General features: G+C 60.5%; 11 protein-coding genes. 3 read left to right on the forward strand and 8 right to left on the reverse strand.

Going from position 1 to position 12741, the window contains the following annotated elements; all coding sequences use genetic code 11:
* Positions 1-101: 101 nt before the first annotated feature.
* Positions 102-1559 carry an aminotransferase-like domain-containing protein gene (locus QO002_RS24075; protein WP_370878574.1) on the forward strand — a complete coding sequence of 486 codons (1458 nt, stop codon included), beginning with the start codon at positions 102-104 and terminating at the stop codon, positions 1557-1559.
* A gap of 86 nt (positions 1560-1645) precedes the next feature.
* Entirely contained in the window at positions 1646-2824 is a 1179-nt protein-coding gene (locus QO002_RS24080) for a low temperature requirement protein A (protein WP_307234601.1), read from the forward strand.
* A gap of 6 nt (positions 2825-2830) precedes the next feature.
* Here the strand turns inward: QO002_RS24080 and QO002_RS24085 are convergent, their stop codons facing one another.
* From QO002_RS24085 to QO002_RS24105, 5 genes are all read right to left on the reverse strand, one after another.
* Complete coding sequence (locus QO002_RS24085) at positions 2831-4465, reverse strand: FGGY-family carbohydrate kinase (RefSeq protein ID WP_307234604.1); 1635 nt, start codon at positions 4463-4465, stop codon at positions 2831-2833.
* Positions 4466-4504: 39 nt separating this feature from the next.
* The gene (locus QO002_RS24090; RefSeq protein WP_307234606.1) at positions 4505-5233 is read right to left on the reverse strand and encodes an SDR family oxidoreductase; all 729 of its coding nucleotides are present in this window, start codon (positions 5231-5233) and stop codon (positions 4505-4507) included.
* 18 nt (positions 5234-5251) lie between these two features.
* Positions 5252-6502 (reverse strand): sugar ABC transporter permease, encoded by a 1251-nt coding sequence (locus QO002_RS24095; RefSeq protein WP_307234608.1) that lies wholly within the window; start codon positions 6500-6502, stop codon positions 5252-5254.
* On the reverse strand, positions 6499-7317 hold the full coding sequence (locus QO002_RS24100) for an ATP-binding cassette domain-containing protein (RefSeq protein WP_307234611.1): 819 nt from the start codon (positions 7315-7317) through the stop codon (positions 6499-6501). Before QO002_RS24100 ends, QO002_RS24095 begins: the two co-directional genes overlap by 4 nt.
* A gap of 71 nt (positions 7318-7388) precedes the next feature.
* Complete coding sequence (locus QO002_RS24105; protein ID WP_307234614.1) at positions 7389-8435, reverse strand: ABC transporter substrate-binding protein; 1047 nt, start codon at positions 8433-8435, stop codon at positions 7389-7391.
* A gap of 278 nt (positions 8436-8713) precedes the next feature.
* Between QO002_RS24105 and QO002_RS24110 the strand changes: the two genes are divergently transcribed.
* Positions 8714-9733, forward strand: coding sequence for a LacI family DNA-binding transcriptional regulator (locus QO002_RS24110; protein WP_307234616.1), 1020 nt, complete (start codon positions 8714-8716; stop codon positions 9731-9733).
* Between the two features lie 102 nt (positions 9734-9835).
* On the opposite strand, the gene cydX is transcribed toward QO002_RS24110, so the two are convergent.
* From cydX to QO002_RS24125, 3 genes are read right to left on the reverse strand one after another with little or no spacing between them, the layout of a single operon-like run.
* Positions 9836-9964 carry a cytochrome bd-I oxidase subunit CydX gene (cydX, locus tag QO002_RS24115; protein WP_307234618.1) on the reverse strand — a complete coding sequence of 43 codons (129 nt, stop codon included), beginning with the start codon at positions 9962-9964 and terminating at the stop codon, positions 9836-9838.
* A gap of 12 nt (positions 9965-9976) precedes the next feature.
* A complete protein-coding gene (gene cydB / locus QO002_RS24120) occupies positions 9977-11131 on the reverse strand; it encodes a cytochrome d ubiquinol oxidase subunit II (RefSeq protein ID WP_307234620.1) in 1155 nt (384 codons plus the stop codon).
* A gap of 6 nt (positions 11132-11137) precedes the next feature.
* Positions 11138-12718: a cytochrome ubiquinol oxidase subunit I gene (locus QO002_RS24125; protein WP_307234622.1), complete on the reverse strand. Its 1581-nt coding sequence runs from the start codon at positions 12716-12718 to the stop codon at positions 11138-11140.
* Positions 12719-12741: the final 23 nt, after the last annotated feature.

The raw sequence follows: 12741 nt of genomic DNA on the forward strand, positions 1-12741 counted from the left end.
CTTCCTCATGCTTTGCGCCGTTATCTCCGAAGATGGATGGTGGGGCCAGCGACACTCTGATACAGTTTCGTCAAACTGTTATGGATGTGGAAGCAGTACAGATGACCGGGGAAAAGACAGGCGGCGCGACGCGGGTGGTCATGGTGATGGCCACGATCAGGCAAAGGATCGCGGGGCGTAGCCTCACGCCCGGCGCCAAGCTGCCCTCGGTACGCAGCCTCGCCGCAGCGCTGAAAGTGTCGACGTCGACAGTGGTCGACGCCTATGAGCGGCTTGTCGGCGAAGGCGCCATCCTGTCCAGGCCCGGATCCGGCTTCTATGTGGCAGGCCAGGCCGCACCCTTTTCGCTCGTTGAAGCTGGTCCCCAGCTGGATCGGGTCGTCGATCCTTTCTGGGTTTCCCGCCAATCCCTGGAGACGAGCGACGACATCCTGAAACCCGGCTGCGGCTGGCTTCCCTCGGGCTGGCTACCGCAGCAAAGCATGCGTCGCGCCCTTCGGACCATGTCGCGGGCGGAAGGACCGGTCCTGGCCGACTACAGTTCACCGCTCGGCCTGCCGTCACTGAGGCAGCTCATTGCGCGGCGCATGGCCGAACGGGGCATGGAAGCGTTTCCCGATCAGATCATGCTGACGGAATCGGGCACGCAAGCGATCGACCTCATCTGCCGGTTGCTTCTCGAAGCAGGCGACACAGTTCTCATCGACGATCCCTGCTACTTCAATTTTCATGCCCTGCTCCGCGCCCACAGGGCAAAAATCGTCAGCGTGCCTTACACGCCTTCCGGACCCGATATCGAGGTTCTCGCCCGCGTGCTCGCCGACCATCGCCCGCGCCTCTACATCACGAATTCTGCGATCCACAATCCAACGGGGGCGACGCTCTCACCGGTCGTGGCGCACCGCGTCCTGAAACTTGCTGATCAATTCGACCTGACGATCGTCGAGGACGATATCTTCGCGGATTTCGAACATGTGCCAGCTCCGCGCCTTGCCGCCTTCGACGGATTGACGCGGGTCATCCATATCGGCAGCTTTTCGAAAACCCTGTCGGCCTCCGCACGCTGCGGCTTCGTCGCGGCACGGCCGGAATGGATCGATGGGCTGACCGATCTCAAGATAGCAACCTCCTTCGCAGGCGGGCGTCTAAGCTCCGAACTGGTTCTGGCGACCTTGAGCGACGGCAGTTACCGCAAGCATGTGGAAGCGTTGCGCCATAGTCTTGCCCAGGCGATGGCGACGGTTTCGACCCGGTTGAAAGCTCTCGGAATAATTCCCTGGCTTGAACCCCAGGCCGGTATTTTCCTCTGGTGCAGGTTGCCGGACGATATCGACGCCGCCGATGTCGCGCGTATTGCCCTGGAAAGAAACATCGTGCTGGCCCCAGGAAACGTCTTCAGCCTCTCCCAATCAGCCAGCAGCTTCATGCGCTTCAACGTTTCGCAAACGCTGGATCCGCATGTGTTCGACGTGCTGGGTGACGCACTGGACACGGTGCGCAAGCCTGATTTTTCCCAATCGGGTACGCGAGAGGAATTTGCTGCAGCGGGTCGCGGGTAAACCGAACCTAACACAATGTATCTGCGTTTCATTCCGTGCCACACTGACCGGAGGCACAGCTTTGTCTGTCGCCATCGGGGAGCATTATGGCCAAGAATACGCAACACTGGCTTCGAAAAGAAGGTTCCTCCTCGACGAAAGCGAGCTTTCCCGAACTGTTCTTTGATCTGGTCTTCGTCTTCGCCCTGATCCAGCTCTCCGAAACGCTGGTGGAAGATTTCACCTTCGGCATTGCGGCGGCGGCCCTGCTTTTCATCTTCGCGCTCTGGTGGGTCTGGATCCAGACGGCCTGGGTTACAAACCTGCTGGATTCGGAAATCGAGCCGGTCAGGCTGCTGCTGTTTGGCCTCATGTTTCTTGGCATCGTGCTGGCGATTGCGCTTCCCAAGGCTTTTGCTGACATGGGGCTCGTCTTCGCGCTTGCCTATGCGGCCATGCAGCTCAGCCGGTCGTTGTTTGCGCTTTATGCCTTCCGCGACACTGACGGTGCGTCGTTCAGGGCTTTTGTCCGGATTACCCTCTGGCTTTCGCTTTCGGCCATCTTCTGGATCGCGGGTGGACTCTCCGATCCCCACTTGCGCGTCATCTTGTGGATTACCGCCCTTGTCGTCGAGTACATGGGTCCCCTGCTGCGATACTGGGTACCCTCAATCGGCGCCTCACCGCCGGAAACGCTCGACATCGATGGTGAGCACCTTGCCGAGCGCTGCGCGCTCTTTGTCATCATCGCGCTTGGCGAGACGATCCTGACGACGGGCAAGAACGCATCCACCAATCTGGAAAATGCAGGCACCGCCGCCGTGCTGGCCCTGGCTTTCCTGACAACGGTGCTGATGTGGTGGATCTATTTTCACGACGGTCAGGAAAAAGCCGCCGACAAGGCGGAAGCAACCAGCGAACCGCAGGCGACTGCCCAACACCTCTTCATCTACGGACACCTGCCCATCGTCGCCGGCATCCTGCTGACGGCCGTCGGTGAGGATTTCACGCTGTCCTATGCCGAAGCAAAAAGCGCTTACAATCATGCCGTCGCCATTCTCGGCGGTCCGATCCTGTTTCTGGCGGGAACGGCGTGGATGAAGGCTGCGTCGTCGAGGATCATCCCCTATTCTCACGCTGCCGGCATCGCCTTGTTGGCAGCGTCCGCCCTGCTCGTGCCCTACGCCGCTAATTTCGTGATCCAGGCCGTGGCGACAACGATCCTGCTCCTTGTCGCCCTGTGGGAATATACCGCTCTGAAACGCCCCTCGCAGGCGCCTCAATAGGTTTCGTCAAAGCGCCCGGATTTCCCGGGCGCAGGCCTGGAGGGTCTTGAAGGCCGCATAGCGCTTCGCATGAATGCCGGCCACGACACCCTCGGCAGGCTGATAGACCTTATCAACTTTGGTGAGCGCCATCATCGCCTGATTTGCATCGCCAAACGCTCCGCCAGCGACGGCACCGAGGATGGCCGAGCCCAGCAGCACGGGTTCTTCCGCCACAGTTGCAACGACGGGTTTGCCTGAAGCGTCGGCGAGCAGCTGGCGCACCAGATCGTGCTGTCCCGCGCCGCCACTGATGACAACTTGCTCGACATCAGCCCCGGCACCGGCCTGGGTTTCGATTATCTGGCGCAGGCCGTAGCCGATGCCGCAAAGCCCCGCCACATAAAGCGCGACAAGGCTTTCGAAATCGCGCTCCATGCCAAGCCCGACGACGGTCGCGCGAGCGTGGGGGTCGGCGAAGGGTGCGCGATTGCCGAGGAATTCGGGGACGACATGCAGGCCTTCCGCCAGCCGCACGACATCTGAGTTGTTGTCCGTGCGCATTGCTGCAGCATCCGCGATGAGAACCGGAAGCGGTATACGCATCTCGGATGCCTTGGATGCAGCATCCGCACTTGCGGGATGAAAAAAGAGAAGCTGGTCGATGGCGGCGCCGGCGGCACTCTGGCCACCCTCGTTGAGCCACATGCCGGGCACCATGGCAGAATAATAGGGTCCCCAGACGCCGGGCACGAAAACCGGATCGCTCGTGGAGGTCATGGTGCAGGAGGACGTGCCGAAGACATAGGCAAGGTTCTTTTCCGGCCGGCCGCCAATGCCGACCGTGCCGATACCGCCCGCATGGGCATCGATCATGCCGGCCGCCACGGCGGTTCCCGGCTTCAGGCCCATAGCCTCTGCCGCAGCCGTGGTGAGCCCCTCACCCAACGGCGTACCGGGTTCGACGATATCAGTGCCGATGCGCGCGAAGGCTTCATCGACGAGTTCGTCGAGCCCGATGCCGCGGAAATAGCCAGGGTCCCAGCGCTGTTCATGCGCGAGATACGTCCATTTGCAGGTGACGGTGCAGGTGGAGCGCGCGAGGTCGCCCGTCGATTTCCAGGTCAGGAAATCGGCGAGATCGAAGAATTGCCATGCCGCGCGGAATATCTGCGGCCGGTTCTCCTTCAGCCACAGGATTTTCGGCGTTTCCATTTCCGGCGAGATGCGCCCGCCGACATAACGTAGTACGTCGTGGCCCTGCGCATTGATGCGCTCGGCCTGATCAACGGCGCGATGGTCCATCCAGACGATGATATCGCGGTTGGCATCTTCGGACGGACCGACGGGGAGCGACTGCCCACCTTCGCCGAGAACCACCAATGAGCAAGTCGCGTCGAAACCCAGGCCGATGACATCGCCTGCGTTCACTCCGGATGAAGTCACCACCTCGCGCACGATGCTGCAAACGGCATTCCAGATTTCCGAACTCGATTGCTCGACGATCGAGCCCGCTTCCTTGAACAGCGAGATATCCCGCTTGGCGACAGCCAGCATGCGACCGGAGAGATCGAACAGGCCGGCACGGGCGCTGCCGGTTCCGACATCGATACCGATGACGTAGCGGGCAGCCTCCGGCGACATGTTCGTTCCTGTGTTCATGGTCTTCGGGCTCTCACTGGACAAGGGAATGCGAGGCAATTAGAGATCGACGCTGTTGGGCAGGATCACGAGATCGCGGATCGTCACGTTGCGTGGCCGCGATAGCATGAAGAGAACGGCATCGGCCACTTCCTTTGGCTGCATCAGGCTTCCATTGGCCAACGCCTCTTCCATCTTGGCCTTCGGCCAATCATCGAGCAGCGCGGTTACGACTGGGCCGGGCAGGACAGCCCCGACGCGCACGCCATACTGCGCGACCTGGCGGCGGGTGGAGTGGACGAAGGCCTGGACAGCGAATTTCGAGGCCGTGTAGATCGGCTCCCAGACGACCGGGACGACCCCGGCGATCGAGCTGGTGAACAGGATATCGCCGGTCTTCTGTTCGATCATGTGCGGCAGGACCGCATGGACGGAACGGAAGGCAGCATTGATGTTGAGGTTCAGCATACGATCCCAGGCATCCGGGTCACCTTCCACCACCGGTCCACCAATATACGCGCCGGCATTAGCGTGGAAGATGTCGAGCCGGCCCGCAAGCTCCAGAATGCGTGGCAGCATGCCGGAAACTTCAGCCGGCGCCAGGAGATCGACGACGAGCGGCTTTGCCCGTTCGCCAAGGTCCTTGCAGAGCGCTTCGAGCTTGTCCTTGGCGCGATCGACAAGAACGACAGTCGCGCCTTCGGCAATCAGCGTGCGGGCGCATTCGAGCCCGATCCCGGAGGCCGCACCGGTAATGGCGGCCACCTTTCCCGTCATGAGATCAGTCATGGAATCTTCTCCTGAATGTTATGCGCGGCCGTGGCTGACGCGAGAGCGTCGGGCGAGCGAATCGACGATAACGGCGATCGCGAGCACCCCGCCGGTGATCATGTAACGCAGCGACGAGCTGAGATTGAGAAGTGTCAGGCCGTTGGAAATCGCCTGGATGACGATGATCCCCAGCAGAGCCGAATAGGCGCTGCCGCGGCCACCGAACAGGCTGGTGCCACCGATGACGGCTGCGGCGATCGCGTTCAGGTTGACGTCCCCCGTACCGGCCTGCTGGCTGGACGAAGCCAGACGCGAGGCCGAGAGGATGCCGCCGAGCGCCGCAAGCGTCGAACACAGCATGAAGGCGCTGAGATAGATGCGGCGCACGTTGATGCCGGAGCGACGGGCAGCTTCCCGATTGCCGCCAACGGCGAACATGGAGCGTCCCCATTTGGTCTTGGTCAGCGCGTAGTTCAGGATGATCGCCAGTGCAACGAGCAGGCCGAACATCCACGGCACGCCGCGGCCGAGATTGAGGTAGTAAACCGCAAACTCCAGCGCCAGAGTGAGGACGGCAGCCTTGACGATCAGCGTGCTGAGCGGCTGCGACGAGAGATTGACGCTCTGGCGGCGACGGCGGGCGCGCATCCCCGACACAATCATTATGACGCCCGGCAGGAGCGCCAACGTATGAGAAACCCAGGCCGGCATGACGAGGATCTGGCCGAAGCGGACGAGTGCCGAGGCATAGGGCAAGTTGATGCTACCTGTCGGCCCCAGGATATAAAGCTGCATCCCGAGCAGGGCGAGCAGGCCAGCAAGTGTCGCGACGAAACTCGGCATGCCCAGGCGATTGTAGAGAACCGCATAGAGCGCGCCGACAGCGGCCCCCATGACCAGCGCGGCAAGCAGCGCACCGGCGATCGGCCAGCCGGAATTCACCCAGAGAACACCAATAATCGCGGAGGCAAGGCCGCTCATCGAGCCGACGGACAGATCGATTTCGCCGAGCAGCAGAACGCAGACGATGCCGAGCGAGATGATGCCGACCGTTGCACAATCGAAGAGCAGGTTCACGAGATTGTTCGGGGCAAGAAAAATCGGGTTCAGGATGCTGAACACGGTCGAAATGACGATCAGGCCGACGGCGACAGGTAGCATGCCGAGATCGCCGGAGCGCACCCGGTTGATGAAGCTGCTGACCATGCCCATGATGCCGTCGTCATGCTTGACGCGTACGTCGCTGCGATCGAGGGTCGGCCCGTCTTTTGAAATCTGCTGGCTCATGCGGTGCTCCCGCTCAAATCGGTATGACTGGATTTACGCTCGATGCGGCGCGACACGGAATTTTCCGTGGCGCCGGTGATCGCAGCGACGAGTTCGTGATTGGAGGCATCAGGACTGAAGATGCCGTTGTTGCGGCCGAGCCGCAGCACCACGACACGGTCCGCGACCGCCCGGACATCCTCCATATTGTGGCTGATGATGATGACGCCGAGGCCGCGGTCACGCACGCGCTCAATCAAGTTCAGCACCTCCGCCGTCTGGGCGACACCAAGAGCGGCCGTCGGCTCGTCGAGCATGATGATCTTCGGGTCGAGCAGCAGGGAGCGTGCGATGGCGACCGTCTGGCGTTGCCCACCGGAAAGGGAGGCGATCGGCTCCCGGACAGAGGGGATACGCGCGGCAAGTTCCTTGAGCAGCGTCCAGGCGCGCACCTCCATCGCCACTTCATCGAGGTTCCAAGGCGACATTTCGTGGCCGAGAAAAAGATTGGCGACGACGTCGAGGTTTTCGCAGAGCGCGAGATCCTGGAACACCGTGGCGATGCCGAGTTCGAGCGCAGCACTCGGGCTATCGAGCGACACTTCCTGGCCGCAGAATTCGATCCGCCCCGAGCTTGGCTGGTGAACCCCTGCCAGAACTTTGACCAGTGTCGACTTGCCGGCGCCGTTATCTCCGACGAGGGCGACCACCTCTCCGGCCTTCACCTCAAGCTCGATATCGGTCAAAGCCGACACCGCGCCAAAATTCTTGGAAACATTGCTTAGCCGCAAAATCGTGCTGCCCTTCTCGGGGAGCGGAATGCTGTCTCGCACCATGGCGTGCACTCTTCTGTTGATATAGACTTGGTGCCCGGCCGGACAAAACCCGACCGGACACCCTTGAGAGATTACTGGGTAATCCCGAGCTTCTTGCAACCCTCGGCATATTCGCCGGTGCAGACCTCTTCCGGGGTCTGGATCTTCTTGTCGAAGATTTCGGCCTTGATGTTCTCCGAGGTGACAACCGCCGGCACGAAGAGTTCCGACGGCGTGTTGTAGAGCGTCGACTTCGGTTCCGGCGTTTCGCCCTTGAGAAGGGTCGTCGCAACCTTTGCGGCCGCAGCAGCAACGATTTCCGATGGCTTGGAGATCGTGTTGTACTGGTCGCCCGAGATGATGAGCTGCAGTGCTGCGATCGTCGCGTCGTTGCCAGTGACTGGCGGAACCGGATCGACACCACCGGCCTTGAAGGCCGCGATAGCACCGCCACCCGTGCCGTCATTGGCCGCAACCACGCCCTTGATATCGGCGCCGAAGCGGGTGATCTGGCCGGCCGCCCATTCCTGAGCCTTCGGCGGTGCCCATTCCGGCGTGTCGAATTCGGCAAGGGTCTTGAAGCCACTGTCCTTCAGGCCGCGATGAATGCCGTCGCGGATGAGGCCAGCTGCCGCATCGGTTGGCGAACCATTGATCTGCAACACGCCTGAACCTTCGGCGGCACCGCTGGCCTTCAGGTGATCGACGAGCGACTTGGCGATGGCGTAGCCAATTCCTTCGTTGTCGAAAGACACGTAGAAATCGGCCGCCTTGTCCGGGATCGGGCGGTCATAGGCGATGACCTTCACATCCTGGGAGTGAGCGATCTCGACGAGCGCGGCAGCGGCGGACGAGTCCACCGGATCAAGCACAATAACCTTGGCGCCTTGGGCGATCACCGAGTTGAACTGCTGCTGCTGAAGGGCCGTGTCGGCATTGGCATTCTGGTAGATGACCGTGCAGCTCGCGCAGAGCTTTTCCATCTCCGCCTTGAAGCCCGGATAGTCATGTTCCTCATAGCGGGTCGATGCCTGGTCGGGCATCAGGAACGCAACAGTCGCGGCATCCTGCGCCATGGCCGAGCTGGCAAACAGGGCGGATAAGCCGACTGTCGCCATCAGAATAGAACGAAATCTCATAGTCTCCTCCTTAGATAAACGAACCTCGTGTCGAGAGACGCTGTCCGGTTCCTGTCCAGGCTTTCTTGGAGCCCGCCTTTCCGTTCGAAAGACAAAGCTTCACCGCCACCCCCACTGACGGAATCAGCGCAGGATGATCGTGGATTCTAGCCGGAAGCCTCCCGGTCGACCCTCCACAGTCAACCAAATTCATCGATTGAGCACACTTGCTCAATCGATGAAGCAACAATTGCCACTTCTCTCCAATAATGTCAAGCTGCCTTGAAATGGAGGCCTTCGTGACCCGCGTAAAACAGACAAAAAAGACCACCATCTACGATCTGGCCGAGCTTGCCGGCACATCGGCCAGTGCCGTCAGCGCCGTCTTGAACGGCAACTGGAAGAAGCGCCGGATCAGCAGTCAACTGGCCGAAAAAATCACGAAGATCGCCGAAGAGCAGGGCTATGCGCTTAACATGCAGGCCAGCCTTCTCAGGCGTGAAAAATCCAAGATCATCGGCATGATCGTGCCCAAATACGACAACCGCTATTTCGGCTCGATCGTTGAGACCTTCGAGACCATGGCGCGCGAGCGTGGCCTGTTCCCGATCATAACCTGCACCCGTCGCGATCCTGAACTGGAACTGGAAGCCGCCCGGACCATGCTGTCCTATCAGGTGGAATGGATCGTCTCGACGGGTGCGACAGACCCGGACCGCATCAGCGATCTCTGCGCGACGGCTGGCGTCAGGAGCCTCAATCTCGACCTGCCGGGTTCCAAGGCTCCCTCCGTCATTTCCGACAACTTTGCCGGCGCAAGAGAACTGACGCGGCGGGTCCTTGCAAATTGCGAGCGCAAACTCGGGGCGGCGTTGCCCCTGATTTTCATCGGTGGCCGCGGCAGCGACCATAACACCGCCGAACGTATCCGCGGCTTTCGCGCTGCCCATCAGGACATGGGCGTCTCTATCGACGAAACCCACATCCTTGCCTGCGGTTATGCCCCGGAAAAAGCTGAAAGCTCGTTGCAGGCACTCGCGGCCTCTGAAGGTGATCTGCCCCGCGGCATGTTTGTCAACTCGACGATTTCGCTCGAGGGCGTGATGCGCTGGATCAAGCGCTCACATCATTATGACGGCCACTCGCCGATCATCGGCTGCTTCGACTGGGATCCCTTTGCGGCTCTGATGGGGGATGAGATCGAAATGGTCCGGCAGGATGTGCCAGCCATGCTCGACGCCGTCTTCCACATTATCGATCATGGCCCGGCGCAGACGACCGTGATCGAAATCCCGCCGGTATTCATGGGAACCGGCTAGAAAATCGAAGCCTACCGAATTAGGTCTCCCAACAGCCTGTCCGGAAAATGGCCGGAGCAACCGCCATGGCGGTTGCTCCCCTGATCATTCGAACCGCTGCTTTCAGCGCTTGGGTAGGGTGCCCCTTGGCTCGCTCTTGGCGCGATCATCCATAAGTTCATACCACATTGCATTCAGCACGGCGAAAGCGGCGGCCAGGGGCAGGCCGAGTATCCAGGCGAAATACCACATTCTCTTTCTCCTTCAGTAAGCGTGGCCGCTCTTGTCGGTGACAGACTTCTCGTCGACCTTGCCCCACAGAACCCGGTAGACCCAGGCGGTGTAGGCGAGGATGATCGGCAGGAAGATCACCACGCTTACGAGCATGATGAACAGCGTCATATGGCTCGATGACGCATCCCAGACCGTCAGGCTCGACTTCGGATCGACCGAGGACGGCAGGATGAACGGGAACATCGACAGGCCGACCGTCGAAATGATCCCGAAAATCGAGAGCTTGCTGAACAGCAGCGTCGCAACTTCCATCCGGGCCCTGAAGCAGAACCACGTTGCAATTGCACCCAGGAAGCCGAGCACCGGCGCGATCATCATCCAGGGATGGGTGCCATAATTTGCAAGCCAAGCGCCGGGCTTCACGGCAACGGTCTTCAACAGCGGGTTGGATGGCCCGATGGGGCTGACCTCGCTGGTGATTGCATAGCCGTCGATGCCGAAGGACAGCCATAGACCGGCGAGTGCGAAGAGCAGGATAACACCAAGAGCCCCGTAGCCTCCGAAGCCCCGCGCCCGATCCGCAACCGGGCCGCTCGCCTTCAACACCAGCCAGGCAGCGCCATGGGTAACGAGCATCGCCACGGAAAGCAGGCCGCACAGCAGCGCGAAGGGATTAAGCAAGCCGAAGAACGACCCATCATAGAAGATGCGCATGTCATCGGCGAAGCGGAAGGGCACGCCCTGAAGCACATTTCCGACCGCCACCCCGAAGATCAGCGACGGCACGAAACCACCGATGAACAGGGCCCAGTCCCAGTTGTTGCGCCATCTCGGGCTTTCCCGCTTCGACCTATACTTGAAACCCACCGGACGCAGGATGAGCGCAAAGAGGATGGCGAACATCGCTAGATAGAAGCCGGAGAAGGATACCGCATAGAGCGGTGGCCAGGCGGCGAAGATCGCTCCACCACCGAGGATCAGCCACACCTGATTGCCTTCCCAGACGGGCCCTATAGTGTTGATGGCGATGCGCCGCTCGGTATCCGTCTTGCCGACGAAGGGCAGAAGCGTGCCGACGCCGAGATCGAAACCGTCCGTGACGGCAAAACCGATCAACAGGATACCAAGCAGCAGCCACCAGATGAGACGCAGGGTTTGATAGTCGATAAGCTCGTGCAGGATCATGGCGCGTTACTCCGCGGCTGGCACAATATTGGGGGAAATCAACGTCGCTTCCGGCTCATGGTCCGGTTCGGGCCCCTGTTTGATCGCCTTGATCATCAGCGTCATCTCGACAACGATCAGGGCGGTATAGAGAACGGCAAAGCCGACAATGGTGAGCAGCACGGTACCGGCGCCGAGGCTTGAGACAGCCATCGCCGTTGGCAACACCCCTTCGATCACCCAGGGCTGACGGCCGATCTCCGCGACGATCCAACCCGCCTCGATGGCGATCCACGGAAGCGGAATGGCAAAAACCGCAATCCGCAGCAGCAAGGGGTAGCGATCAAGATGCCGGCGCGCCGACAGCCAGAAGAACACGGCCGTCAGCAGGATGAAGAACATGCCGAGCCCGACCATGATGCGGAACGACCAGAAAAGGGTCGGCACATGGGGGATGGTATCCATCGCCGCCTGCTTGATCTGTGCATCCGTCGCCTGGCGCGGATCATCGACGTAACGCTTTAAGAGCAGCGCGTAGCCGAGGTCATGACCGAGATCCTCGAACGAGGTTTTGACATCGGCGGCGACTTCGGTGTTGACCGGTGTTGCGCGGATTTTCGCCAGCGCGTCATAGGCCTTGATGCCGTCGCGGATGCGTTGTTCCGCCTGCAGCTCCAGCTTGTCGATGCCCGGAATTTCCGTCGTCAGCGAACGGGTGCCGATCAGACCCATGACCCACGGGATATGGACGGCGAAATGGGTTTCGCGTGTTTCCTGATTGGGAAAGCCGAAGGCCGTAAAGGCAGCGGGCGCCGGCTCGGTTTCCCACATAGCCTCGATGGCGGCGAGCTTCATCTTCTGGTTTTCAGTGGCGAGATAGCCGCTTTCGTCACCCAGGACGACGACCGATAGTGCAGAGGCAAGGCCGAAGGAAGCTGCGACCGTCATGGAGCGTTTGGCAAGGTCGATATGCCGGCCCTTCAAAAGATACCAGGCGGACACGCCGAGCACAAAGATAGACGCACAGACGTAGCCGGCCGAGACCGTGTGTACAAATTTCGCCTGGGCGACGGGATTGAAGACCACGTCATAGAAGCTGGTGATCTCCATGCGCATCGTCTGCGGATTGAGCGCCGAGCCCACCGGGTTCTGCATCCAGCCATTGGCGACCAGGATCCAGAGCGCCGAGAAATTCGAACCAAAGGCCACGCACCAGGTTGCGGTGAGATGGCCGACCTTCGACATCTTGTCCCAGCCGAAGAAGAACAGGCCGACGAAGGTTGCCTCGAGGAAGAAGGCCATCAGCCCTTCGATCGCCAGCGGCGCCCCGAAGATATCGCCGACATAATAGCTGTAGTAGCTCCAGTTCATGCCGAACTGGAACTCCATGACGAGGCCGGTGGCCACGCCCAGCACGAAGTTGATGCCGAAGAGCGTACCCCAGAATTTGGTCATCTGGCGCCAGATCTGCCGGCCGGTCATCACATAGGTGGTTTCCATGATGGCAAGCAGCATGGAAAGCCCAAGTGTCAACGGCACGAAGAGAAAGTGGTAGAGGGCTGTCAGTGCGAACTGAAAGCGAGATAAGGAGACGATGTCGAATTCCATGGCTTCATTCCCATTGGATATCT

The sequence above is a fragment of the Pararhizobium capsulatum DSM 1112 genome, from assembly GCF_030814475.1.
Lineage (GTDB): Bacteria > Pseudomonadota > Alphaproteobacteria > Rhizobiales > Rhizobiaceae > Pararhizobium > Pararhizobium capsulatum.

Excerpts from the sequence above, each read along its gene's own strand:
- QO002_RS24075 (WP_370878574.1), top strand. The coding sequence starts at position 102 with ATGACCGGGGAAAAGACAGGCGGCGCGACGCGGGTGGTCATGGTGATG.
- QO002_RS24080 (WP_307234601.1), top strand. The coding sequence starts at position 1,646 with ATGGCCAAGAATACGCAACACTGGCTTCGAAAAGAAGGTTCCTCCTCG.
- QO002_RS24085 (WP_307234604.1), bottom strand. The coding sequence starts at position 4,465 with ATGAACACAGGAACGAACATGTCGCCGGAGGCTGCCCGCTACGTCATC.
- QO002_RS24090 (WP_307234606.1), bottom strand. The coding sequence starts at position 5,233 with ATGACTGATCTCATGACGGGAAAGGTGGCCGCCATTACCGGTGCGGCC.
- QO002_RS24095 (WP_307234608.1), bottom strand. The coding sequence starts at position 6,502 with ATGAGCCAGCAGATTTCAAAAGACGGGCCGACCCTCGATCGCAGCGAC.
- QO002_RS24100 (WP_307234611.1), bottom strand. The coding sequence starts at position 7,317 with ATGGTGCGAGACAGCATTCCGCTCCCCGAGAAGGGCAGCACGATTTTG.
- QO002_RS24105 (WP_307234614.1), bottom strand. The coding sequence starts at position 8,435 with ATGAGATTTCGTTCTATTCTGATGGCGACAGTCGGCTTATCCGCCCTG.
- cydX (WP_307234618.1), bottom strand. The coding sequence starts at position 9,964 with ATGTGGTATTTCGCCTGGATACTCGGCCTGCCCCTGGCCGCCGCTTTC.
- cydB (WP_307234620.1), bottom strand. The coding sequence starts at position 11,131 with ATGATCCTGCACGAGCTTATCGACTATCAAACCCTGCGTCTCATCTGG.
- QO002_RS24125 (WP_307234622.1), bottom strand. The coding sequence starts at position 12,718 with ATGGAATTCGACATCGTCTCCTTATCTCGCTTTCAGTTCGCACTGACA.